Origin of the sequence: Clostridium sp. (assembly GCF_036781005.1) — a bacterium.
Lineage (GTDB): Bacteria > Bacillota > Clostridia > Clostridiales > Clostridiaceae > Clostridium_B.
Map to the genome: position 1 here is coordinate 65,616 of NZ_DAIQBT010000007.1, position 24,596 is coordinate 90,211.

Sequence of the window (24,596 nt, forward strand, 5' to 3'; positions counted from 1 at the left end):
TTTGAAAATATAGTAAAATAAAAAATAAATTATATATATGATTTGTGGTACAAAAAATTAAATAAGATATTCTCTGGTGTTCTGGATTTGCGTAGTTCACGGAGCAAAGACATAACGCCAGAACTTTTGGTATTTTCGTAAAAGTACTATATAAATATATTAAAAGTGAAAGATAGATATAACAACATGGGGCTTCGCATTTATCCCCTTGGTCGGGGAAAATGCTCTTTTTCGCCCCATACCCCATAGTGGATTATATGATTAATTTATATTTCACTATGCTGCTCCACAATAAGTTAACAATTATATATTGATTAAAAGAATAAAAGAGGAAACTTTATATCTTGTCCTATCTAAAAATATTATTTATATCACAAAGCATTTTAGCTTTAATTCTATCTATAGGAATACTACCAAGATATCTACTATCATAACTATTAGGTCTATTATCACCTAAAACAAAAACTTCATTGTCGGGTACTGTAAAAGAGGTAATGTCACTATATGTTTCTATATCAGATGGTAAATATTTTTCACTTAATTCCTTATCATTTACAAATACTTTGCCGTCATTAATAGTAATTTTATCATTTGGTAATCCTATAATTCTTTTTACATATAAAACATTATTGCCAGTATATGGATGGAATATAATGATATCACCATAATTATAATCCTTAGTTATAGCAGAATATTTATCAATTACCAGTTTGTCTCTATCCGTTAGAGTGGGGTACATAGACATTCCATCTACTTTTGCAGTATCAACAACAAATAATTTTACTGCCAAAATCACTACAACAACTAAAATTGAAGAATAGTATTCTTTTAAAAATTTTTTCATAAAGTAAACACCTTCCTTTGTTTAGATTATACTAAATAAAATTCTAGTAAGCAAATAATGGAATGCCACTAAAAATAATTTAAACTCTCATAGAGCCAATTTAAGCCATGTTTATATTTAAGGTATACAATTTTACACTACTTCAAATTTTAAGGCACATTAAATGCGATTTTTTAAGAAAGTGACCTCTTGAAAGCGTTGGTATTACTAGATTTTTAAAAATGAAAAATTAGATATATATAGATTGATGGAGTAAAAATTTAGTTAATGTGTCGTAGAAGATACACATTATAAAATAGGGGGGGGAATGATTAATATAGATACTATATTCTTAGAGATAGTAAAAGTATCCTCTATCTTGGGACTTATGATTATATTCTGGCATTATAGTCGACAGGACTACAAGAATTTTGTGGACAAGGTTCAGGCAGAAAATGCTTGTAGAGAAAGAAGATATCAGGATACTATTACAACTTTGTCTAATAATCTTAATATTATAAAATATGTAAAAAATGATATAGAGGAAATAAAGTATAAACTCAAATAAGTTATAATCTCAGGAGTAGTATCCCATTATGGATATTTAGAGAAAAAAGTTGATATAATAGAATATTTTAGAAGGATTTTACTATAATTTGTAGAATATTAATATTATATGAATAAAGTGTTAATAAATATAAAATGGGGGAATCTATTGTGTTGTCAAAAAGAATTAAATTAATAATGACTTCTATTGTTATGATATTTGCTTTAGTATATTCAAATAAAGTATTTGCACAAAGTAATATTACTGTAAATAGGATTGCAGGCCAAAATAGGTATGAAACTAGTAATGCGATTATAAGTAAAGGATGGTCTCAAAGTAATGTTGCAATTCTTGTGAATAGTGAAGATTTTCCTGATGCTATAGTATCAAGTCCGTTAGCAAAGAAATACAATGCACCGATTTTACTGACGGAATCAAACAGTTTAACTGATTCTACTAAACAAGAATTACAAACTTTGGGTGTTAAAAATGTTATTATTATTGGTGGCTTGAGTGTAATATCTGATAATGTGGACAATGCAATTAAAACTTTAGGAGTAAATACTCGAAGAATTTATGGACAAGATAGATATGAAACATCTGTTAATGTTGCAAAGGAATTAGGAAATGTTACAAATGCCTTTGTACTGAGTGGAGAAGATTGGGAAGATGCTTTAACTATAGCTCCTATAGCTTCTAAAATGCAAGCACCTATATTATTAATAGCATCAGATGGTACGATACCTAGTAGTGTTAGTAATTATGGTAATGATAATTGTGAAGCATATTTTAATGTTGTTGGTACTGAAAATTTTGGAAATGAGGTATTACATGAAAATTTTGTAGTTAGTCCTTCTTTTACTATGATTCATTTCTTAGAAGGTGATAATCCAGTAGACATAGTTAACCAAATTATAAAGGATTCAACATATAATAATAGTATAGATTTAAGTAATTTATATTTAGCTAGTAATAGTAATTTTGCAGATGCGTTAAGTGGTTCAGCTTTGGCAGGAATAAATGGAAATCCAATAATATTAGTTGGAGATAGTAACCAGAGTAGTATAAATAGCTTTATTAGTGATAATAGTGATAATAAAGTAAGTAGTATAAATGTACTAGGTGGAACTGGAGTATTAAGTGATTATGTTGTAAATCAAATTATAGGTAATGAACCTTCAGAAATAGTATTAAAAGATACAGATAAACCTTTGATTTCCACTGGAGCTGGAGATGCAACTAATAATGAACTTTGGTTAAAGTATTCTGATGGTACAGAAGAATTATTAGTTTCATCACATTCTGCTGAAGATATAAAGGATGTGATTGCTTTTATCCAAAATCCACAGTTTTCACTAGATAAAAAGAAAATTTATTTTATGTCTGCGGCTTGGGCTACCTCATACTCAATACACGTTGTGGATATAGAAAATAAAAATGAGCATTTTGTATGTGATGGAAATTCCTTAAAAATAATTCAGAGTGGACTTTATGCTGGAGATCTAATTGTGAATAAACACAAATATTATGGTGCACCTAACTATGGATCTTATGATGATTACTATATTGTAACTCCCGAAGGACAACAAATAAAAGATATAGGTGATGATCCTGAAATTTTGAGCCAATATCAATAATTATACCATCAAAAATAAATAAAAATTTAAAGGTATCACAAAAATGTGATGCCTTTTTTATATTTTAAAATCAAGAAAGGAAGTAGATATAGAAGACCGTATTAGAAAGATTAAAAATAGAATTAAATAATAAAGATTACTTTACAGATGATGTATATACAATGTATTTGGAGGAAAATAATTTAGCTTCTACAAATACATATAATAAAGAAGCAATGCAGTGTAATTTGTTACTTGCAATAATTGACATATTGGAATCTTTAAGTAATGATATTGATCTAATGAGAAAAGTAGAAGATGGTATAAATAATTTAAATGTGGCTGAATGTTATAAGTTAGTGGAAATGAGAATTCAGAAAATAAAGGATAGAATTGCTTCAATTCCAGATAGTGATACAGAGGAATATTCTAATGTATTTATGTTATTTACTAAAAATAGTAAGGTGATGATATAGAATGAATACAGTATTAAATCATTTCAACCAGGCATTGAAAAGAGTGGGAAAGACATGTGTATTAAATAATAATAGTAATATTATTGGTATATTTAAGGAGATAGATGATAAGTTCAATTCTATAGATACAAAGTATTTTTTAACTATAAATAATCTTAACCAGGGTGATATGATAAAATATAATAACATGAATTACCTGGTTATTACAAAAAGTGAGAATATTAATGGCGTTTATAATATATATACTGTGAGAAAGTGTCCTTACAATATTAATTTTAGCATTAATACATCCATGAATATTGTTACTGGATACATAGAAACAAAAACCTTAGATACTCAAGCAAGTCAGTACATAATTTTACCCACTGGAACTATAGTAGTTACAGTTCCATTAGATTCTATTACAGAGCAAATTAAAATAAATAATAGATTTATAAAGATGGGTGCAGCGTGGAAAGTTACAGGGAGAGACAAGAGTTTAGAAGGATTAATTAAAATTACAGCAGAAAATGTATAATATTAGTGATGTATATAGCCATCAAATCTTAATATTTAGTAAAATAGTTATGATAAACGATGCTATGGTACATTGTTTTGATAAAAAATTTGATAATGATATATATTACATAATGATACCGGATAACATGGTGGCTGTTGATGTGGAGGCAGCAGGAAAAGTTCAAAAACTTATAGATAAGCTGGAAGATGATGATGATATTCAAAGTGTATATCACAATGCAGACTTTCCTGATGAGTTTGAAGGATAATGTAATATCGTGCTTACATATAACACCTTTAAGTGTATAAATTATACACATTTAAAGGTGTTTTTGATGTATTAATGTATAGTATACTATAAAAAGGACGTTCCATAGGGGCGCCCTTTTTGATTTTTAGAATATGAAAGAAAATTCATGGGGAAAATATATTTTAAGATGCTGTTATTTAAAAAAATATGGAGGAATAAGTTATTATGAAAAAAATAATAACGATTGTTGCTGTATTTATATTAGCGATAAGCATGAATACTATGGTTTCTGCAGTATATGAAAAATGTGAAGTGCATTTTTTAAGTGTGGGGCAGGGCGACTGCGTTTTAATAAAGGTAAAAGGTAAGTGTTTTTTAATAGATACAGGGGCAAAATATTATAGTAAGAAAGTGATAAAATACTTGGATTTAAATAATATAGATAAAATAGAAAGCATAATATTGACTCACTACCATAGTGATCACTATGAGGGTATAATGAAAATAGTGCAATGTAAAAAAGTAGGTAGAGTATATCTTCCGGCACATGAAAATCCCATTAAATATATAATAATGAATAAATTGCTTCAAAAGGGTGTGTCCGTAGAATATATAGGTGAAGGTTGGAGATTGAAATCACAGGGGATAAATCTTGAAGCTGTAGCTCCTTTGTATAAAGACAGTAACATAGAAAACAACAACTCCGTTGTATTACAAGGCAGTGTAGGTCAGCTTAATTATTTTTTTGCAGGAGATTGTGAAAAAGGTGAAGAAGAAAGTATGATAAAATTGGGGAAACTAAAAAAATGTGATGTACTTAAAGTTTCTCACCATGGAATTCATACAAGTACTATTGAAAAATTTTTAAAAGAAGTAAATCCTAAAGTAGCCATTATTACAAGTAATAAAAGTACTCCCAATAAAGTGGTAGAAAATAGATTAATAAATAGGGGAATTACAGTTTGGAGGACAGACAAGCAAGGTAATATATTTATTAAAAATAAGACCTTATATTGTGACAGAAATTATACTAGTATAAGATTAAAGTAATATGTATAATTTTACAATAAATTGTCCATAATATTCGATAAGGAGGGATATTATGGATAAAAGAAAATTACGTACGGTAATATTGGTCATTTTTACTATTTTAATTTTTAGTTTAAGCTGTTATATATGTGTTACGGGATTTCAGAATGCAAACATGAAGAAAGAATTACTTCAAGTTAAGGAAAAAAATAAAGAAACTGTAAAGACAAATTCTAGTGTAGCTACTACTGTTTCAGAAAAAGCAAAAATTATATTTAAAATTAAATATAACAAAAGTGGAGAGTATAAGATAGAAAGAGAAGAGTCCGCAGGAGAACTTTCCGGAAAGAATAAGGATGAAGTTCAAAATACCTATAAAAATGCAGGATATAAAATAGAAAAATTTGATGTACAGCAGGTAATACTGGTGAAAGAAATGGATAAATATGCTCCGGACAAATATGTTCTTGGCATAAAGAATGGATTTATTGCCATATATAAGACTGATAAAGAAGGCAATATGTTTATAGAAAATGAAAATACGGATATAACTGATATAAAAACAAAAAAGTTGAAGGAAGAGGATATTAAGCTTTTAACTAAAGGAGATAAGTATTTTCAGTGCAATACAAGAGAAGAAGCACAGTCACGCCTGGAAGACTATGAGTAATAGCGGCTTCCAGGGCTTTTTCTGTTTTTCACTTAATGATATAATTGTTATAGTGCAAAATTTTGGACGAACCTTAATTTTAAAATATTTCATTGAACTAAAGTATTTTCCATGATAAAGTAGTATATGTTACACTAAAATTAAATAATTCAAATTTTGGAGGAGTTTCTGGATGTATGAATATATAAAGGGCATATATAAAGGCGTAAGTAAAGATTACATAGTAGTTGAAAATAACGGAATAGGATATAAGATAAATACCTCTGGAAGTACTATTGCCAAAACTCCCAAAATAGATGAAAATATAACTTTATATCTTCAGCAAATAGTGAGAGAGGATTTTATAGGACTGTATGGTTTTTTGACAAAGGAAGAAATCAATATGTTCAATCTTTTGCTTGCCATAAACGGTATAGGGGCAAAAGCTGCACTTTCCCTTTTGTCTATAAGCAGTGTTAATAATTTGAAATATGCTATAATATCTGGAGATGAAAAAATTTTATCAAGGGCTCCAGGAATAGGGAAAAAAACTGCCCAAAGAATTATATTGGAACTTAAAGATAAGATGAAACCCGAGGAAATTATAGACAACGAAAAAAATCATGGACAGATTTCCGAAAAAGAAGAGACAGCAGAAGTTTTAGAGGCTCTTATGGCCCTTGGATACTCTGAAAAGGAGGCAGGTAGAGCGGTTGCTTTCATAGATAACAATGATTCAATTGAATCAATGATAAAAAATGCTTTGAAATTTTTAATGAATTAGGTTAGGTGATGGGTATGGAAGACAGAATAGTTACTCCACTTAATATTAAAGGCGATTCAGAAGGTGAGTACAGTTTAAGGCCTAAAAATCTCGGGGAGTATATAGGACAGAAAAAGGTAAAAGAAAAATTAAAAATATTTATAGAAGCTGCTAAAAATAGAAAAGAAGCTTTAGATCATGTACTGTTTTACGGCCCTCCAGGGCTTGGCAAAACTACACTGGCCAATATAATTGCTCTTGAAATGGGTGGGAATTTAAAGATTACCTCAGGACCTGCCATAGAGAGGGCAGGAGATTTGGCTGCAATACTTACAGGACTTGATGACAGGGATGTACTTTTTATAGATGAAATACACAGATTGAATAGAAGTGTAGAGGAAATACTATATCCAGCTATGGAAGACTATGCACTTGATATAGTCATAGGAAAGGGGGCAGCTACCAAATCCATAAGATTGGATTTGCCAAGATTTACTCTCATAGGAGCCACTACTAGAGTAGGACTACTGACTGCCCCCCTAAGAGATAGATTTGGCGTTTTATGTCCTATGGATTTTTACGATGAAGGGGAATTAAGTGAAATTGTAATTAGATCCTGTAATATACTCCAAATAAAAATAGAACCTGAAGCTGCAGTAGAAATAGGAAAAAGATCCAGAGGCACCCCGAGAATCGCCAATAGACTTTTGAAAAGAGTAAGAGATTATTCTGAAGTTAAGGGAAATGGGATAATAGATTTAAAAACCAGCAGGGCTGCACTGGAGTTGTTGGAAGTAGATAAAGAAGGTTTTGACAGCATAGACAATAAAATATTAAGAGCTATTATAGATAATTTTAATGGAGGACCTGTTGGCATAGAAACTCTTGCCTACTTTATAGGGGAGGAATTGGATACTATAGAAGACGTATATGAACCCTATCTTCTTCAGAAAGGGTTTATAATCAGAACTCCCAGAGGAAGAGTTGCCTCAGATAGTGCTTATAAGCACTTCAATAAAACTAGAAAAAGCAGTAATGTGTATCATAAAAATTTAAAACAGTCATCTTTATTTGATGGCGAAGTATAATTTTACATATGAAAATGTGTTACACAGGATGAAATGGAGTGAAACTTAATTGGAGGTTACAGATTTTGATTTTTATTTACCAGAGGAATTAATTGCACAAAAGCCTTTGAAACAAAGAGATGAAGGGAGGCTTATGGTGCTGGATAAAAAAACTGGTGAAGTTTCTCATAAGGTATTTAAAGATATAATAGATTATTTAAATCCAGGAGACTGTGTTGTATTAAATGATACCAGGGTTTTACCTGCCAGACTTATAGGGGTAAGAGAAGATACAGGAGGTAAAATGGAGCTTTTGCTGTTAAAAAGAAAGGATAGCTGTACCTGGGAAACTCTAGTTAAACCTGGTAAAAGGGCCAAGGTTGGAAATAGGTTTTATTTTGGGGAAGGACAGTTGAAAGCTGAAATAATAGATGTAAAACAAGATGGAAATAGAATAGTCAGATTTGAGTATGAGGGAATATTTGAAGAAATATTGGATCAATTGGGACAGATACCACTTCCACCGTACATAAAGGAGAAACTGGAGAATAAAGAGTTATATCAAACTGTTTATTCTAAAGAAGAAGGATCCGCTGCAGCACCTACAGCAGGACTTCATTTTACCAGAGAGTTGTTGGATGATCTTAAGAAAAAGGGAATCAATCTGGCATTTTTAACATTGCATGTAGGGCTTGGTACTTTCAGACCTGTTAAAGTGGAAAATGTAGAGAAGCACATCATGCATTCTGAATTTTATTCCATGTCAAAAGAAACTGCAGATATGATAAATAAAGCTAAAGAAAGTGGCCACAGCGTGGTTTCTGTGGGAACCACCTCCTGCAGGACTCTTGAAACCATAGGAGATGAAATGGGCAGGGTGAAGGAGCAGTCAGGATGGACAGATATATTTATATATCCGGGATATAAATATAAAGTAGTAGATAAACTTATAACAAATTTTCACCTTCCCAAATCCACTCTTATAATGCTTGTAAGTGCATTTTACGGAAGAGAAAATACGCTGCATGCTTATAATGTGGCGGTAAAGGAAAAGTATCGTTTTTTTAGTTTTGGGGATGCCATGTTCATAAAGTGAAGTGAGGTGCTTAGATGTATAAATTGCTTAAAAAGGATGGAAGTGCAAGGAGAGGTGAATTCATTACGCCGCATGGAATAGTTCAGACTCCGGTTTTTATGAATGTAGGTACACTGGCAGCCATAAAAGGAGCAGTTTCAGCTGGAGACTTAAAAGAAATAGGATGTCAGATAGAACTTTCAAACACTTACCATTTAAGTTTAAGACCTGGAGATGAAGTAATCAGAAAACTTGGAGGACTGCACAAATTTATGAATTGGGATAAACCTATTCTAACTGATTCTGGGGGTTTTCAAGTATTTTCTCTTTCAGGTATGAGAAGAATAAAAGAAGAAGGAGTATATTTTAATTCCCATATAGATGGCAGAAAAATATTTATGGGACCGGAGGAGAGCATGAAAATTCAAAGTAACCTGGCATCTACAGTAGCCATGGCTTTTGACGAGTGTGTTGAAAATCCAGCTCCTAAAGAATATATTGAAGATTCAGTGAAAAGAACTACCCGTTGGCTTAAACGCTGTAAAACTGAAATTGACAGGTTAAATTCCATGCCCCATACTATAAATAAGAAACAGATGCTCTTTGGTATAAATCAGGGGGGAGTATATGATGACATACGGGTTGAACACGCAAAGATAATAAGTGACATGGAACTGGATGGATATGCTATAGGGGGGCTTGCCGTAGGAGAAACCCATCAGGAAATGTATAGAGTTCTGGAAAAAGTAGTTCCTAACTTTCCACAAAATAAACCAATATATTTAATGGGAGTGGGTACTCCGGCTAATATACTGGAGTCTGTGGAAAGAGGAGTGGATTTTTTTGATTGTGTAATGCCTTCAAGAAATGGCAGACATTCTCATGTATTTACATCCCATGGTGTAATACATCTTCTAAATGCAAAATATGAATTGGATGATAATCCTATTGACAATGAGTGCAGATGTCCTACCTGTAAAAATTATACCAGAGCCTATATAAGACATCTGTTTAAGGCAAAGGAGATGCTTGCCATGAGACTTTGTGTAATACATAATCTGTACTTTTATAATAATTTAATGAGGGAAATAAGAGAGGCTATTGATAAAAGCTGTTTTTCTGCATACAAGATGAAAAAACTTAAAGAATGGAATGAACCAGCTTAAATAGTTTTCATATATAATTTATTTCTTGTAAAAGGAGGTGAAAATTTTGGAGTCATTGTATAGATTGGCACCGCTTATAATTGTGTTAGCATTTTTTTATCTGCTTATATTCTTGCCAGAAAGCAGGAGAAGAAAAAAGTATAATGCTATGCTGCAAGAACTGAAGGTAAATGATGAAGTTATGACTAAAGGCGGTATAATAGGTAAGATTACACATATACAGGATAAAGTTTTGACTATTCAAACAGGACCTGACAGGGTAAAAATAAAATTAGATAAAACAGGAGTATTAAATGTTTTATCTGAAACAAAAAAACCAGAAGCTACTGACATTGATAAAAAATAAAAAGATGTTTGAAATTCAGGTATAAAGCACCGTTTATCTACATAGATACTATTAGATGGGGGGTGTTTTAATTTTGGAAAAGAATAATAATTACCTTCCAGCAGTGGAGGGGGTTTTAAGAGGGTTTATAATTACAGTTATTTTGCTCTTGATTTTTGCAGTTGTAATGACATTTGTAGAAGTTAGCTCAAAGGCAAGTTATATATTTTACTTAATTACTACAATACTTAGCATAATGTATGCTGCCATTTATGCTGTGAGGAAGATAGGAAAAAGGGGATGGTTTATAGGAATATTGGTGACTATTTTGTATCTCTCTATATTGTATATAGTCTCCATTATTTCGGGGCACTCCATGGTTATAGGTAGCGGTGGATTTTTAAGGGTTTTGCTTGCTGTTATAGTAGGGGCCTTATCAGGTATTATTGGAATTAATCTGTAGACATCACAGGGGGATATTTTCCTTGTAAATTATGCTTTTATTTTGCTGAAACTGCTAAACTTTATTTTATATTAGGTTTATGTTATAATCAATCAGATAACTTAATTACATGGAGGAGTTTAATATGAAGCATATAAAAACTATAAATAACAGCAATATAAAAGATAGTTTAAAAAAACCAGGATGTAAGGAATGTGCTAACTCGTGCCAATCAGCATGTAAAACTTCCTGCACAGTTGCTAACCTTGCTTGTGAAAACTAACATAAAATTTTAGGCAGTAACAAAATAGTTGCTGCCTAAAATTTATTATAATAACTAATTGATAGGAGGGAGAAATTTGGCAGATATTCATAAGTTTACTCAAGGCTCATATTTTTATGTAATAGATGTGAACTCTGGAGCAATACATGAAATTGATAAATTGGTATATGATATTTTGGATGATGAAAAGTTGTTTGAACTGGACTATGTGGTGAAGTTACTTAAAAACAAGTATGAAAAAAGCCAGATTGTAGAAGCTTACGGAGAAATAAATCAGCTTGTTAAAGAGGGTATACTTTATTCAAGGGATTTATATGAGGACATTGTATTAAAAGACAATAATCCTTCATTTATAAAGGCATTGTGTTTAAATATTGCTCATGATTGCAATTTAAAGTGTAAGTATTGTTTTGCAGATGAAGGTGAATATAAAGGGGAAAGGCTGCTTATGCCTGCACATATTGGCAAAAAGGCTATTGATTTTGTTATAGAAAAATCAGGCCCCAGAAAAAATATAGAGATAGATCTATTTGGAGGAGAACCTTTAATGGCCTTCCAGTGTATAAAGAAAATTGTGGAATATGCAAAAGAACAGGAGGTTAAAAACAATAAGAAAATAAGATTTACCATGACTACCAATGCTACTATGCTAAATGATGAAATAATGGGGTATATTGATAAGAATATGGGAAATATAGTACTTAGTCTAGATGGTAGGAAGGAAGTAAATGATAAAATAAGGGTAAGAAAAGATGGAAGTGGAACTTTTGATACTATATTGCCTAAAATTAAGCATATGGTGAAAATTAGGGACAAGTCCAAGCAATATTATGTAAGGGGAACTTTTACTAGAAATAATATAGATTTTTTTGAAGATGTAAAATTTCTTCAAAATGAAGGCTTTCAGGAAATATCTATAGAACCTGTGGTACTTCCGCCAGATAATCCACTGTCTCTTCGTGAAGAAGATTTACCTGAAATCTATTCTCAATATGACAAATTATATGAGGAGATGTTGAACTGGAAGTCTGGTGATAAAAAATTCAAATTTTATCACTTTAATATAGATATTATGGGAGGCCCTTGTATATATAAAAGAATATCAGGATGTGGAGCAGGTCATGAGTATGTAGCTATAACTCCTCAAGGAGACATATATCCCTGTCATCAGTTTGTAGGAAATGAAGCCTTTAAAATGGGCAATCTAAGTAATTGGAAAGATCTAAGAGAAGATATATCCCGTGAATTTAGAAATTCTCATATATATAATAAGCCGCAGTGCAGAAAATGCTGGGCTAGATTCTACTGCAGTGGAGGGTGTCAGGCAAATAATTATAATTTTAATGGAGATATGAAAATACCTTATGAACTCGGGTGCAAAATGCAAAAAAAGAGAATTGAATGTGCCATTGCCCTTAAAGTTAGAAGTATGACAGACAATATTTAATATTATACATTTTTTACAGAAAGTTAATACTATTTGGTATTTTAATAGGGTTCATGTGTATTGACGGTATTTTTTTTAAGTAATATAATTGCTAATGTGAATATATGAGAGTGAAGAATATTTGGTTAGTGGCGAAGGAGGATAATAATGAAATCTAAGGTGAAAAGTGCCATAGTTTTCTTGCTATGTTTGATTATAATAGGTTTTCTGGCCTATTCAGGAGCATATGGGATAACTTTAGGCGGATATGAATTGAAACCCTTTAGCAAAGTTATAACTAGAGGCCTTGACCTTCAAGGGGGAGTTTCTGTACTTGAGGAAATTCAAGGGAAAAATGTAGATGAAAGTACCATAGAAAGAACAATAGAACTTTTGTCCTTAAGAGTTAATAAATTAGGTGTAAGTGAAACAGTAGTTGCAAGAGAAGGCAAAAACAGAATAAGAATTGACATACCCGGAAAATTTGATGCTAAAGAAGTAATAGACGGCGTAGCTAAAACAGGAGAATTGAAATTTGTAGGACCTGATAATAAAACCATACTTACAGGTAAAGATGTAAAAGATGCCACTGCCTCCATTGATTCTCAAAATAATAGTAAAGCTGTAATAAACTTAGAATTGAATAAAGATGGTACTAAGAAGTTTTCAGATGCCACTGAAAAATTTATGGGCAAAGAAATCGCTATCTATTTAGATGAGCAAAAACTTACTCATCCACAAGTAGATGCACATATAACTGACGGCAAAGCTATTATACAAGGCATTCAGACCCTTAAAGAGGCACAGAGACAGGCAAATTTAATAAAATCGGGAGCACTTCCGGTTACGGTGAAGCCAGTACAGGTTAAAACCATAGGAGCTTCTCTTGGCGCTAATGCACTGCCTCTTAGTATATTGGCAGGGGAAATAGGCATAGGACTTGTAATGTTATTTATGCTTCTTTACTATAGATTACCCGGACTTATTGCAGACATAGCTTTGACTTTATATGTATACATAGTTTTGGCTGCATTTGCCAACATAGGTGTCACCCTCACCCTGGCAGGCATTGCTGGATTCCTGCTGACAGTTGGTATGGCAGTGGATGCAAATATACTTATATTTGAAAGAACCAAGGAAGAGCTTAAAAGCGGCAGAACCATTAAGGCATCCATAGATGCAGGATTTAGAAGAGCTATGACTTCCATATTAGACTCTAATATAACTACAATTATTTCAGGCTTTATACTCTACAGCATTGGAACAGGTTCTGTAAAGGGATTCGCCCTTACACTTATTATAGGTACGGTTTTAAGTATGTTTACAGCTATAACTGTCACAAGAACTCTTATGAAACTTGCTGCCAACATTGGGTGGTTTAATCACAAACAGACTATTGGAACCTTTGGGGTACATGATTTTAGAAAGGGGGTAGTAAAATAATATGGATAATATATATAAAATTATTGAAAAGAGAAAAATATGGTTTACTATATCCCTTATAGTAATTACAATTGGAATTTTTACTATGGCTACAAAAGGACTGGAATACGGACTGGATTTTAAAGGTGGTACCATAGTTGAAATAAATCTAGGCAGTAATTTCAATAAAGAAGATGTAGACAGCATAATAAAAAAATACTCAAAGGACTTTCAATCTACTAAGTCAGATAATAAATCCATAACCATAAAGTCCACTTCCTTAAGTACTGATAATGTGAATAACATTGTAAAAGATGTAAAGGCCAAGTACAAAAAAAGCAGTCTTACAAATCAGGAGAATATAGGTACAGTTATAGGGAAAGAGACTAAAGTTAAGGCTATACAAGCCGTCATAGTGGCCATCATAGCCATGTTTATATACATAGGCATAAGATTTGAACTGAGTTACGGTATAGCTGCTATTATATCTTTACTTCACAATATACTTGTAATGCTCTCAGTCTATGCAATATTTAGAATTTCCATAGATACTAATTTCATAGCTGCCACACTCACAGTTATGGGATATTCTGTTCATGATACTATAGTTGTGTTCGATAGAATAAGGGAAAATCACAAGTATATGAGAGGTCAGGAATCTGAATTAGTTGCAGATGCCAGTGTAACTCAGACTCTGGCAAGATCCATAAATACTGTACTTACAGTTGTAATAACTTTAACATCCGTATATGTTCTGGTACCTTCTGTAAGGGTTTTCTCAGAGCCTATACTCATAGGAATAATAACAGGATGTTATTCATCCATATGTATAGCCAGTCCATGTTGGGTTATAATTAAAAAGAGTATGATAAAAAGAAAAAAGAGATTACGGAATGCAATGTAGTAAAATATCTACTATAAAAAATAATACTTAGAATAAGATAAAATAAAAAATTTAGAGTATATTAAAACTCTAGATTTTTTTATTATGAAAAATGTGGTCATACTGTATTTGTAATAGAAGATAATATCATTTATAATATAAGTGCTTTCGATGAATTTGGAGGATTTTGTTATGGAATGGCAAAGGCATAATATACAGGATTTTGATTTTTTAGGCATGGAAAACCCTTTCCTTTTGAAAGATATGGAGGAAGCCATGAAAAGGATAATAAAATCTGTAAATAAAAGGGAAAAAATTGTAATTTATGGTACCTGTGATTTAGATGGTATAACTTCAGTAGCTATATTGTTACTTGTATTGAAGTATCTAAATGCAGATGTAGAGTATTTTATTTCCGACAAAATTAATGATTTTAGTATAAAATCTGATATAATAGAGAATCATATAAAGTTTTTAGGAGCAAAACTTATAATAACTACAGGCTGCGGAATTAAATCTCTGCCTGAAATAGAACTTTGTAAAAAGTTAGGGATTGATGTTATAATAACAGACTATCATAAATGTGGAAAATATCTGCCTCAGACCATTGTCATAAATCCGAATCAACCAGGCTGTGGATATCCCTTTAAGGATCTTATGGCAGTTGGGGTTGTATTTAAATTATGTCAAGCCATATCCATTTATTATAATGTAAAATATGTAAGCAAATATTTAGATCTTGTAACTCTGGGCATTTTTTCTAAAAATTATCATATAACTGGAGAAAATAAAATAATGGTGAGAGAAGGTATGCGCTGTTTGAATTATACCAATAATTATGGGGTGAGGGCTCTGTTGAAAATAAATAAGGTTCATATTATAAACCAGGAAAATATATATGAACTTTCAAATAAGATAATATCTTCAATGAGTTGTAAAAGATATATAGACAATGCCCGAATTGCAGTAGAACTCTTTACAACTGAGAATATAGACAGGGCAGAACAGATAGCCAAATATTTAAAAAATGAAATGATATGTTAAGTGTAAATTTAAAATTAATTATAACTTGAAAGTTTATAAATATTTAATATATAATTATATGGTAAAAGAATTAGAATAGGATTACATTCAATGGGCGTATATAAGTTTTTGAGGGGGAATTATGATTGAATTTGAAAGATAACATAAGAATAATAGAAGGATTCCCGAAGAACGGAATAAGTTTTAAAGATATAACCACTTTGCTTCGGGATAAGGATGCTTTTAAATATACAGTGGATAAAATAGCTGGGTATTTAGAGGATAAAAATATTGATATAGTGGTGGGACCGGAGGCTAGGGGTTTTTTATTTGGAGCTCCAATAGCTTATACAATAGGAGCAGGTTTTGTTCCTGTGAGAAAACAGGGAAAATTACCCTATGATACATTAAGTGTGAAATATGATTTAGAGTATGGAAGTGATGTGCTTGAAATTCATAAAGATGCAATAAATAAAGGTGATAGGGTAGCTTTGGTAGATGATTTGCTTGCAACAGGAGGAACCACATCTTCTGTAGCTAAGTTAATAGAACAAGCCGGTGGAGAAATTGTAACTATAGATTTTGTAATAGAATTGACAGATTTAAAGGGAAGAGAAAAATTAAAAGACTATGATATACTTTCTTTGATACAATATGACATTTAAAGTGTATAAATTTGAAATTATAAGTTTCTATAGGATATAATATTAACAAAGAATAATGGCTGGTTTGTAAACCAGCCATTGATTTTAGGGAGTATCAGTATGTTTGAAAGATTAATGAGATTAATAGATGAAAATTGTAATAACATTGATAAAAAAATGGTTAAAAAAGCATATTATTTTGCAGATGAAGCTCATAAAAAGCAAAAAAGAGAATCTGGTGAGCCCTATATAATGCATCCTGTAGAAGTAGCTTGCATACTGGCAGAAATGGGAATGGATACAAGTACTATAGTAGCAGGATTGCTTCATGATATAGTGGAGGATACTGAATTTAGCAGGGAAGATGTAAGCAGGGAATTTAGTGTAGAAGTTGCAAATTTAGTGGAAGGCGTTACTAAACTTGGGAAGATAGAGTATAAAACCAAAGAGGAACAGCAGGCAGACAATGTAAGAAAGATGCTTCTTGCCATGTCAGATGATATTAGAGTGATACTTATAAAGCTTGCAGACAGACTTCACAATATGAGAACATTAAGGTTTCTGCCTGTAAGAAAACAAAAAGAAAAAGCTAAAGAAACCTTTGATATATATGCCCCTCTGGCCTATAGATTGGGTATGTCCAAAATAAAATGGGAACTTGAAGATCTGGCCTTTAGGTATATTAATCAAAATGAATATTATTTTATAGTTAGAAAGATTGCAGAAAAAAGGGTGGAAAGAGAAAAGTATATAGAGCAGATAATAAAACAATTAAAAGAAAATATGAATAAAGCAGGTATAGATACAGATATTGAGGGGAGACCCAAGCACTTTTACAGCATATACAGAAAAATGGTAAAGAAAAATAAAACCATAGATCAGATTTTTGATTTAACTGCAGTTAGGATTCTGGTGAGTACCATGAAGGACTGCTATGCTGCCCTTGGTATAGCACATACTATATATAAGCCTGTACCTGGTAGATTTAAAGATTATATAGCAATGCCAAAGGCAAATATGTATCAGTCTCTTCATACTACTGTTATAGGCCCCCAGGGGAAACCCTTTGAAATACAGATAAGAACCTTTGAAATGCATAAAACTGCAGAATACGGTATAGCGGCTCACTGGAAATATAAAGAAGGAGCTGAAACTGCAGAAGATATAGATAAAAAACTTACCTGGCTCAGGGAAATGCTGGAATGGCAGAGGGAAACTTCAGATGCAGAAGAGTTTATGGAAAGATTTAAAATAGATTTATTTTCAGACGAAGTATTTGTATTTACTCCAAAAGGTACTGTTATAAATCTGCCCTATGAAGCTACTCCCATAGATTTTGCCTATAAAATACACACGGATATTGGAAATAGCTGTGTAGGTGCAAAGGTCAGCGGCAAAATGGTTCCACTGGACTATCATCTTAAAACAGGAGAGATTGTAGAGGTATTTGTATCGAATACCCCTAAAGGACCAAGTATTGACTGGCTGAACATGGTCAAAAGCAATCAGGCAAAAAGTAAAATAAGATCCTGGTTTAAAAAGGCAAGAAGAGAAGAAAATATAGTAAAAGGCAAAGAACTTTTAGAGAAAGAAACAAAAAAGCAGGGGTATAATTTTGGTGAGATTGCAAAGGGAGAGATTGTAGAGGTTGTACTTAAAAAATACAATATAAATTCTATAGATGATCTCTATGCTTCTGTAGGAATTGGTGCCATAAATCCATCCACTGTTGTTCTTAAAATGAAGGAAATGTATATAAAAATTTCCAGACCAGGGGGAGAAGATTGGAATAAACTAGAAGATAGACTTAATAAAAATACAGATAAATCCACAGATAAAAAAATAAAAAAGTCCCCTGGAGTAATTGTAAAAGGGGAAACCAATGTACTGGTAAGATTTGCAAAATGCTGTAATGCTGTACCTGGAGATTCTATAATAGGATATATAACCAAAGGCAGAGGTGTATCTATTCATAGAAGGGATTGTAAAAATATGCAATTGCCACTAAAAAATAAAGATAGCAAATTGATAGAAGTAACCTGGGGTAATCCCAAGGGAACAGAGTATATTACAGAAATTCAGATAAAAGCAGAAAACAGAGAAAGACTTTTAGCTGAAATAGTGGAAATTATAAGTCAGAGCAAGGCTACATTATATGCTGTAAATACCAAACCACCTAAAAACGGCATATCTATTATCAATATAAAATTAAAAATATTGAATAGAGAAGATATTAAAGAGGTAATAAAAAAGTTTAGAAAAATAAAAGGTATTATTTACGCTTATAGGACAAAGAATTAATTGTTAAATAGGGGTGTTTTCAAGTAAACATACTTTTATCGTTGATTTAAGGATATCTTAGAGGGAGTGTTATATATGCGAGCAATAGTTCAAAGAGTAAAAGAATCCAAGGTTCAGGTAGAGGGTAAAATTGTAGGTGAGATAGGAAAGGGTTTAAATGTGCTCTTGGGTATATCCGTAGAGGATAAGAAAGAGGATGTAACCTATATGAAAGATAAGATATTAAATCTTAGAATATTTGAAGATGAAGAGGGAAAACTTAATAGATCTCTTCTGGATGTTCAGGGAGAACTGCTTATAATTTCTCAATTTACACTGTATGGAGATTGCAGAAAAGGAAGAAGACCTAGTTTTGTAAAAGCTTTAGGAGGGGAAAAGGCATACATCCTCTATAATGAGTTTGTAGAACAGTGTAAAGGGGCTGTACATAATGTCCAAACAGGAGAATTTGGAGCGGATATGCTGGTATCTATAGAAAATGACGGTCCGGTAACTGTTATGATAGACAGTAAAAAAACATTCTAATAGAATAATTGTATGTTATTAATTAAAATTCAAAAGAGAAGTGTAGAAAAATTTACACTAACTAATATTTCAGGGAGGTATATTTATGAAAATAAAGAGTTTGGTTGTGGGGTCTTATGGGACCAATTGTTATATATTAATAGACGAGGGGAGCCTGCAATGTGCGGTAATTGATCCAGGCGGAGATGCCCTGCAGATAATAAAGGCTTTGGATGATTCAAAATGCAAAGTGAAATATATACTGCTCACTCATGGACATATAGACCATACAGGTGCCGTAGCAGAGATAAAAAATAAATACAATGCGCCTATAGCAATAAGTGAAAAGGACTATAAAATGATGCAGCAGGGGGCTTTTGTATATGGAAACATAGGAAATGAGGCTCCTATCTACATTGAAGATAACCAGGTCTTTGAAATAGGAGATATAAAGTTAAAGGCTGTTTATACACCAGGACATACTCCAGGGGGAGTAAGTTTTATAACGGATAAAGTAATATTTTCAGGGGACACACTATTCCAAAGTTCCATTGGAAGAACTGATTTTCCAGGAGGGGATTTTGAAACGATTATAGACAGCATAAAAACTAAAATTATGGTTTTACCCGATGAAACTGTGGTATTGTCAGGCCATGGCCCGCAAACCTTTGTAGGAGAGGAAAAGATGCATAATCCTTTTCTGTAGTTGCTTAAGGTGTGACCATTGAAAGGCGAAAGGGCTGCTAAAATGGAAGTAAAGGTTAAGTTGAATTGTGATAAGTATAGATATCATATTTTTCAGATAATTAATTTATTCTACGAATTTTCAAATATAATTTTTGTAGAGAATAGCAATTGGGATTTTAATATAGAAATACTGGCAGATAAAGTTGTAATAGAACACGATAATGAGGTTTATCAGGGAAAATTTGAAAGCTGTTTAAAAGAAAAGGAAAATATAAGAAAGATAATATTTCTGTATTTTAGCAGTAAAACCTGTAAAAAATTGCCCTGGGGGACTTTGATTGGCATAAGGCCAAGTAAAATAGCATTAGAACTTATGGAAAAAGGGGAAAATTACGAAGGTATAATTGAATACTTTCGTAATCATTTTTGTTGTGAAAAAGGTAAAGCAGAGCTTTGTGTAAATGTAGCGGCAAAAGAAAGATCCCATGTAAATACACACAGTAGAAATATAAGTGTATATGTAGGAATGCCATTTTGTCCTACCAGATGTCTTTATTGTTCTTTTACTTCCAATCATATTGGAAAGCTTAAGCATTTGGTAGAACCTTATCTTGAAAGTTTGATCTATGAAATGAGGCAGATTTCAAGTTATATTATAAAAAATGGATTAAATATAGAATGTGTATATTTTGGAGGGGGTACCCCTACTTCTATTGACGATGAAAAATTTGAAAAAATAGTCTATGAAATATATAATAATTTTGTATGTAATGGTAAAGTAAAAGAATTTAATGTGGAATGTGGCAGACCTGATAGCATAACTTTAAATAAATTGAACACCATGAAAAAATACGGGGTACACAGAATAAGCATAAATCCACAGACCATGAATGACAGTACCCTTCAATTCATAGGGAGAAATCACACTGTAGAAGATGTAAAAGAAAAATTTTATATGGCAAGAAAATGTGGATTTACCAATATAAATATGGATATAATTGTAGGGCTTCCGGGAGAGGGTATCAAGCATATAGACAAAACCTGCAGTGAAATAGAAAAACTTTCTCCAGATAGCTTTACAGTACATGGTATGTCTGTGAAGCGGGGATCCAGGCTTTATGAAAATATGATAAACAATACAAAATATTCAATTCCAGGTGCAAAGGAGCTAAATCTTATGTATGAAAGAACAACCAGAGCTGCTAAAGCATTAAATATGGAACCTTATTATCTATACAGGCAAAAAAATATGGTAGGTAACATGGAAAATGTAGGCTATGCCGCAAATTACAATTTTGGACTTTATAATATAGAGATGATTGAAGAAAAACAGACTATAATAGGATGTGGAGCTGATGCTGTTACCAAGGTGGTATTTTTAGAGGAAAACAGGCTGGAAAGACATGGAAATATAAAAGATATAAAAGAATATGTAAATAGAACAGGGGAAATGGTGAGAAAAAAGATAATGCTTTTAAACACCCTTTATGGAGATTCTTCAATTCAGTGATTAAACAAAAAAATTAGGAAGGAAGTAAATCGTTATGGCTATACAAGCACCTAAAGGTACAAAGGATATATTACCTACGGAGTCTTATAAATGGCACTATTTAGAAAATAAATTCAAGAATATAGCACATTCTTATGGATATAGAGAGATGAGAACACCCGTATTTGAATATACAGAACTTTTTCAAAGGGGAGTAGGAGAAACTACCGATGTAGTGCAAAAAGAAATGTATACATTTCAAGATAGGGCGGGAAGGAGCCTTACTTTAAAGCCGGAAGGTACGTCTCCTGCAGTAAGAGCCTTTGTAGAAAGCAGTTTGTACAATGAAGCACAGCCCACAAAATTATTTTACTTTACCCCGGTTTTAAGATATGAAAATGTTCAAAAGGGAAGACTTAGAGAACATCATCAATTTGGTATAGAAGCTTTTGGTTCCAAAGAAGCTTCTCTGGATGCAGAAGTAATAAGCATTGCCATGAGAATATATAAAGAACTTGGTGTAGGTGGAATAGAACTGAATATAAATAGTATAGGATGTTCAAAGTGCAGAAAGGAATATAATAATATATTAAAGGCTTTTTTAAAGGAACAATACAATAATATCTGTGACACCTGCAGGACAAGATTTCATAAAAATCCTATGAGAATACTGGACTGCAAAGAGAAAAATTGCAAAGAAATAGTTAAAGATGCACCTTTGATGATTAACCATCTGTGTGGTGAGTGCAGAGAGCATTTTGAAAACCTTAAAATGTATCTTGAAGGTCTTGGAATAGAGTATAAAATAAATCCTCTCATAGTAAGGGGGCTTGACTACTATAGTAAGACTGTATTTGAAATAATTGATAAGAATATAACCATATGCGGCGGGGGAAGATATGATTATCTCATAGAAGAAGTGGGAGGACCTAAAATGCCTGCGGTAGGTTTTGGCATGGGAATAGAAAGAACACTGCTTACACTTAGTGAAAATGGAATAGAAATACCTAAGCTTCCTTATATAGATCTGTATATAGGGGTTATGGGAGATAAAGCAAGAATAAAGGCATTAACACTGGCAAATAAATTGAGAGAAAAAAATGTAAGATGTGAATATGACCACATGAACAGAAGTGTAAAAGCAGAAATGAAATATGCAAATAAGATAAATGCAAGATTTACAGTTATATTGGGAGAGAATGAAATTGAATCTGGAATTGCCAAATTCAAAAGAATGGAAGACGGACAGCAATTTGAAATCAGTTTAGAAGATTTAAATGCAATTTTAGATTTAATCAGTATGTAGTTGGAGAGCTAAAATGTTCAAATAATAATTAGATAGGAGTTGAAAATCTTTTATATGCTTTAGAGTATATAAGGAGATATAATTATGGGAGAAGAATTTAAAAAACTTAAGAGAACCTGTATGTGTGGTGAATTAACAGAAGCAAATATAGGAGATAAAATTACTGTTATGGGTTGGGTTCAGAGAAAAAGAAACTTGGGAGGTCTTGTATTTGTAGATCTTAGAGATAGAACCGGAATACTTCAAATAGTATTTGGAGAGGAGATAAACAAAGAGGCTTTTGAAAAATCAGACAATGTAAAGTCAGAATACTGTATAGCTGCAGTAGGAACTATTGTAAAAAGAGAATCTCCTAACCTGGAAATTCCCACAGGCATGATAGAATTGAAAGGAGAATATATAAGAATATTTTCAGAGTCTGAAACCCCTCCAATATACATAAAAGAAAATTTGGATGCAGCTGAAAATATAAGACTCAAGTATAGATATCTAGACTTAAGAAGACCTGATATGCAGAAAATATTTATGCTGAGGCATAAAACCGCAAAGGTTATAAGAGATTTTTTAGATGAACAGGGATTTTTAGAAATAGAAACTCCTATACTTGGTAAAAGTACCCCAGAAGGTGCCAGAGATTATCTTGTGCCAAGCAGAAATTACAAGGGAAAATATTATGCCCTTCCTCAATCACCCCAGCTTTTTAAACAGCTTTTAATGGTTTCCGGTTATGATAGATATTTCCAAATAGCAAAGTGCTTTAGGGATGAGGATCTAAGAGCCAACAGGCAGCCGGAGTTCACCCAGGTGGATATGGAGATTTCCTTTGTAGACCAGGAAGAAGTAATGGATTTAAATGAAAGACTTATTCAAAGGGTGTTTAAACAGATACTGGATGTGGATGTAAAGCTTCCTATAGAAAGAATGACTTATAAAGCTGCTGTGGATAAATATGGCAGTGATAAACCAGATTTAAGATTTGGTATGGAAATAAATAATATAAGTGAAGTTGTTAAAGGTGTGGATTTTAAGGTATTTCAAAATGCACTGGAAAATGGAGGCTCTGTAAGGGCAATAAAGGTAAGTGGTTCTGCCGCCCTTGGAAGAAAGCAGCTGGATAAGTTGGTTGAGTTTGTAAAAACCTATGGTGCTTCAGGACTTATATGGATGGCTTATAAGAAGGAAGGAATCAAGTGTTCCATATCTAAGTTTCTCACAGAGGAGAATACCCGGAATATATTAAATAAAATGGAAGCAGAAGAAGGAGATTTAATACTTATAGTAGCAGACAAAAATAAAGTTGTATTTGAAAGTCTTGGCGCCCTTAGAGTTCATATGGCTAAACAAACAGGTATATTGGAAGGAAATAATGATTTTAAATTTGTGTGGATAACAGAATTTCCTCTTTTATCTTATAATGAAGAGGAGGATAGATACCAGGCAGAACATCATCCTTTTGTCATGCCTATGGATGAAGACATAAAGTATTTAGAAAGTAATCCTGAAAAGGTAAGGGCAAAGGCCTATGATATAGTATTAAATGGAGAAGAACTGGGCGGAGGAAGTATAAGGATACATGATACCAAGCTTCAGGAAAAGATGTTTGGTGCAATTGGTATGACAAAAGAAACTGCCTGGGATAAATTTGGATACTTTCTTCAAGCTCTTAAATTTGGTACACCCCCCCATGGAGGACTTGCCTATGGATTTGACAGGATGATAATGTTTTTAGCGGGTACTGATAATATAAAAGATGTTATAGCTTTTCCTAAAAATCAAAATGCATTTTGTCCATTGACAGAGGCGCCAAGTTCAGTGGATAAATCCCAGTTAAAAGATTTAGGGATAGAAACAAAAAATATTTTTTAGTTTAAAATTAAATTATATGATTATACTAAAGATAAA

The 24,596-nt window shown here is 32.2% G+C and carries 25 protein-coding genes and 1 pseudogene; 25 read left to right on the forward strand and 1 reads right to left on the reverse strand.

What is annotated here, in order from left to right; genetic code table 11:
• Nucleotides 1-349: 349 nt before the first annotated feature.
• Nucleotides 350-844: a signal peptidase I gene (gene lepB / locus V7Q02_RS04365; RefSeq protein ID WP_333859761.1), complete on the reverse strand. Its 495-nt coding sequence runs from the start codon at nt 842-844 to the stop codon at nt 350-352.
• Nucleotides 845-1,151: 307 nt separating this feature from the next.
• Between lepB and V7Q02_RS04370 the strand changes: the two genes are divergently transcribed.
• The 25 genes and pseudogenes from V7Q02_RS04370 (at nt 1,152) to aspS (ending at nt 24,560) form a co-directional block, all read left to right on the forward strand.
• Nucleotides 1,152-1,391 carry a BhlA/UviB family holin-like peptide gene (locus tag V7Q02_RS04370; RefSeq protein ID WP_333859762.1) on the forward strand — a complete coding sequence of 80 codons (240 nt, stop codon included), beginning with the start codon at nt 1,152-1,154 and terminating at the stop codon, nt 1,389-1,391.
• A 149-nt stretch (nt 1,392-1,540) separates the two neighbouring features.
• Nucleotides 1,541-3,007, forward strand: coding sequence for a cell wall-binding repeat-containing protein (locus tag V7Q02_RS04375; protein ID WP_333859763.1), 1,467 nt, complete (start codon nt 1,541-1,543; stop codon nt 3,005-3,007).
• 161 nt (nt 3,008-3,168) lie between these two features.
• Entirely contained in the window at nt 3,169-3,462 is a 294-nt protein-coding gene (locus V7Q02_RS04380) for a hypothetical protein (protein WP_333859764.1), read from the forward strand.
• A gap of 1 nt (nt 3,463) precedes the next feature.
• The gene (locus V7Q02_RS04385) at nt 3,464-3,979 is read left to right on the forward strand and encodes a hypothetical protein (protein WP_333859765.1); all 516 of its coding nucleotides are present in this window, start codon (nt 3,464-3,466) and stop codon (nt 3,977-3,979) included.
• Between the two features lie 112 nt (nt 3,980-4,091).
• Nucleotides 4,092-4,229: pseudogene (locus V7Q02_RS04390) on the forward strand (YebC/PmpR family DNA-binding transcriptional regulator); the annotation flags it as partial.
• Nucleotides 4,230-4,435: 206 nt separating this feature from the next.
• Complete coding sequence (locus V7Q02_RS04395) at nt 4,436-5,260, forward strand: ComEC/Rec2 family competence protein (protein WP_333859766.1); 825 nt, start codon at nt 4,436-4,438, stop codon at nt 5,258-5,260.
• A 52-nt stretch (nt 5,261-5,312) separates the two neighbouring features.
• Complete coding sequence (locus V7Q02_RS04400) at nt 5,313-5,909, forward strand: hypothetical protein (protein WP_333859768.1); 597 nt, start codon at nt 5,313-5,315, stop codon at nt 5,907-5,909.
• A 172-nt stretch (nt 5,910-6,081) separates the two neighbouring features.
• Nucleotides 6,082-6,672, forward strand: a complete 591-nt coding sequence (gene ruvA / locus V7Q02_RS04405) for a Holliday junction branch migration protein RuvA (protein WP_333859770.1) — start codon at nt 6,082-6,084, stop codon at nt 6,670-6,672.
• Between the two features lie 14 nt (nt 6,673-6,686).
• Nucleotides 6,687-7,739, forward strand: a complete 1,053-nt coding sequence (gene ruvB, locus V7Q02_RS04410; protein WP_333859772.1) for a Holliday junction branch migration DNA helicase RuvB — start codon at nt 6,687-6,689, stop codon at nt 7,737-7,739.
• A 49-nt stretch (nt 7,740-7,788) separates the two neighbouring features.
• Entirely contained in the window at nt 7,789-8,814 is a 1,026-nt protein-coding gene (gene queA, locus V7Q02_RS04415) for a tRNA preQ1(34) S-adenosylmethionine ribosyltransferase-isomerase QueA (RefSeq protein WP_333859773.1), read from the forward strand.
• 14 nt (nt 8,815-8,828) lie between these two features.
• The gene (gene tgt, locus V7Q02_RS04420) at nt 8,829-9,959 is read left to right on the forward strand and encodes a tRNA guanosine(34) transglycosylase Tgt (RefSeq protein ID WP_333859774.1); all 1,131 of its coding nucleotides are present in this window, start codon (nt 8,829-8,831) and stop codon (nt 9,957-9,959) included.
• 37 nt (nt 9,960-9,996) lie between these two features.
• Nucleotides 9,997-10,305: a preprotein translocase subunit YajC gene (gene yajC, locus V7Q02_RS04425; protein WP_373844703.1), complete on the forward strand. Its 309-nt coding sequence runs from the start codon at nt 9,997-9,999 to the stop codon at nt 10,303-10,305.
• A 55-nt stretch (nt 10,306-10,360) separates the two neighbouring features.
• The gene (locus tag V7Q02_RS04430; RefSeq protein ID WP_333859776.1) at nt 10,361-10,747 is read left to right on the forward strand and encodes a TIGR04086 family membrane protein; all 387 of its coding nucleotides are present in this window, start codon (nt 10,361-10,363) and stop codon (nt 10,745-10,747) included.
• A gap of 124 nt (nt 10,748-10,871) precedes the next feature.
• Entirely contained in the window at nt 10,872-11,009 is a 138-nt protein-coding gene (gene scfA, locus V7Q02_RS04435) for a six-cysteine ranthipeptide SCIFF (RefSeq protein ID WP_333859777.1), read from the forward strand.
• A gap of 76 nt (nt 11,010-11,085) precedes the next feature.
• The gene (gene scfB / locus V7Q02_RS04440) at nt 11,086-12,456 is read left to right on the forward strand and encodes a thioether cross-link-forming SCIFF peptide maturase (protein WP_333859778.1); all 1,371 of its coding nucleotides are present in this window, start codon (nt 11,086-11,088) and stop codon (nt 12,454-12,456) included.
• 147 nt (nt 12,457-12,603) lie between these two features.
• On the forward strand, nt 12,604-13,878 hold the full coding sequence (gene secD, locus V7Q02_RS04445; protein ID WP_333859779.1) for a protein translocase subunit SecD: 1,275 nt from the start codon (nt 12,604-12,606) through the stop codon (nt 13,876-13,878).
• Between the two features lies 1 nt (nt 13,879).
• The gene (secF, locus tag V7Q02_RS04450) at nt 13,880-14,761 is read left to right on the forward strand and encodes a protein translocase subunit SecF (protein ID WP_333859780.1); all 882 of its coding nucleotides are present in this window, start codon (nt 13,880-13,882) and stop codon (nt 14,759-14,761) included.
• Between the two features lie 171 nt (nt 14,762-14,932).
• Nucleotides 14,933-15,784, forward strand: a complete 852-nt coding sequence (locus V7Q02_RS04455; RefSeq protein ID WP_333859781.1) for a DHH family phosphoesterase — start codon at nt 14,933-14,935, stop codon at nt 15,782-15,784.
• Nucleotides 15,785-15,909: 125 nt separating this feature from the next.
• Nucleotides 15,910-16,428, forward strand: coding sequence for an adenine phosphoribosyltransferase (locus tag V7Q02_RS04460; RefSeq protein ID WP_333859782.1), 519 nt, complete (start codon nt 15,910-15,912; stop codon nt 16,426-16,428).
• A 99-nt stretch (nt 16,429-16,527) separates the two neighbouring features.
• Nucleotides 16,528-18,708, forward strand: coding sequence for a RelA/SpoT family protein (locus V7Q02_RS04465; protein WP_333859783.1), 2,181 nt, complete (start codon nt 16,528-16,530; stop codon nt 18,706-18,708).
• A gap of 75 nt (nt 18,709-18,783) precedes the next feature.
• Complete coding sequence (gene dtd / locus V7Q02_RS04470) at nt 18,784-19,233, forward strand: D-aminoacyl-tRNA deacylase (protein ID WP_333859784.1); 450 nt, start codon at nt 18,784-18,786, stop codon at nt 19,231-19,233.
• 85 nt (nt 19,234-19,318) lie between these two features.
• On the forward strand, nt 19,319-19,918 hold the full coding sequence (locus V7Q02_RS04475; protein ID WP_333859785.1) for an MBL fold metallo-hydrolase: 600 nt from the start codon (nt 19,319-19,321) through the stop codon (nt 19,916-19,918).
• A 42-nt stretch (nt 19,919-19,960) separates the two neighbouring features.
• Nucleotides 19,961-21,409: a coproporphyrinogen III oxidase gene (locus V7Q02_RS04480; protein WP_333859823.1), complete on the forward strand. Its 1,449-nt coding sequence runs from the start codon at nt 19,961-19,963 to the stop codon at nt 21,407-21,409.
• Between the two features lie 34 nt (nt 21,410-21,443).
• Nucleotides 21,444-22,694, forward strand: coding sequence for a histidine--tRNA ligase (hisS, locus tag V7Q02_RS04485; protein ID WP_333859786.1), 1,251 nt, complete (start codon nt 21,444-21,446; stop codon nt 22,692-22,694).
• 84 nt (nt 22,695-22,778) lie between these two features.
• Entirely contained in the window at nt 22,779-24,560 is a 1,782-nt protein-coding gene (gene aspS / locus V7Q02_RS04490) for an aspartate--tRNA ligase (RefSeq protein WP_333859787.1), read from the forward strand.
• Nucleotides 24,561-24,596: the final 36 nt, after the last annotated feature.

Bases quoted from the DNA above. Each gene is read 5' to 3' on its own strand.
- hisS (WP_333859786.1), top strand. From the start codon at position 21,444: ATGGCTATACAAGCACCTAAAGGTACAAAGGATATATTACCTACGGAG.
- V7Q02_RS04385 (WP_333859765.1), top strand. From the start codon at position 3,464: ATGAATACAGTATTAAATCATTTCAACCAGGCATTGAAAAGAGTGGGA.
- scfA (WP_333859777.1), top strand. From the start codon at position 10,872: ATGAAGCATATAAAAACTATAAATAACAGCAATATAAAAGATAGTTTA.
- V7Q02_RS04380 (WP_333859764.1), top strand. From the start codon at position 3,169: ATGTATTTGGAGGAAAATAATTTAGCTTCTACAAATACATATAATAAA.
- secD (WP_333859779.1), top strand. From the start codon at position 12,604: ATGAAATCTAAGGTGAAAAGTGCCATAGTTTTCTTGCTATGTTTGATT.
- V7Q02_RS04395 (WP_333859766.1), top strand. From the start codon at position 4,436: ATGAAAAAAATAATAACGATTGTTGCTGTATTTATATTAGCGATAAGC.
- V7Q02_RS04430 (WP_333859776.1), top strand. From the start codon at position 10,361: ATGGGGGGTGTTTTAATTTTGGAAAAGAATAATAATTACCTTCCAGCA.
- ruvA (WP_333859770.1), top strand. From the start codon at position 6,082: ATGTATGAATATATAAAGGGCATATATAAAGGCGTAAGTAAAGATTAC.
- V7Q02_RS04480 (WP_333859823.1), top strand. From the start codon at position 19,961: ATGGAAGTAAAGGTTAAGTTGAATTGTGATAAGTATAGATATCATATT.
- tgt (WP_333859774.1), top strand. From the start codon at position 8,829: ATGTATAAATTGCTTAAAAAGGATGGAAGTGCAAGGAGAGGTGAATTC.
- secF (WP_333859780.1), top strand. From the start codon at position 13,880: ATGGATAATATATATAAAATTATTGAAAAGAGAAAAATATGGTTTACT.
- V7Q02_RS04475 (WP_333859785.1), top strand. From the start codon at position 19,319: ATGAAAATAAAGAGTTTGGTTGTGGGGTCTTATGGGACCAATTGTTAT.
- V7Q02_RS04455 (WP_333859781.1), top strand. From the start codon at position 14,933: ATGGAATGGCAAAGGCATAATATACAGGATTTTGATTTTTTAGGCATG.
- V7Q02_RS04400 (WP_333859768.1), top strand. From the start codon at position 5,313: ATGGATAAAAGAAAATTACGTACGGTAATATTGGTCATTTTTACTATT.
- dtd (WP_333859784.1), top strand. From the start codon at position 18,784: ATGCGAGCAATAGTTCAAAGAGTAAAAGAATCCAAGGTTCAGGTAGAG.
- aspS (WP_333859787.1), top strand. From the start codon at position 22,779: ATGGGAGAAGAATTTAAAAAACTTAAGAGAACCTGTATGTGTGGTGAA.
- V7Q02_RS04370 (WP_333859762.1), top strand. From the start codon at position 1,152: ATGATTAATATAGATACTATATTCTTAGAGATAGTAAAAGTATCCTCT.
- lepB (WP_333859761.1), bottom strand. From the start codon at position 844: ATGAAAAAATTTTTAAAAGAATACTATTCTTCAATTTTAGTTGTTGTA.
- V7Q02_RS04465 (WP_333859783.1), top strand. From the start codon at position 16,528: ATGTTTGAAAGATTAATGAGATTAATAGATGAAAATTGTAATAACATT.
- ruvB (WP_333859772.1), top strand. From the start codon at position 6,687: ATGGAAGACAGAATAGTTACTCCACTTAATATTAAAGGCGATTCAGAA.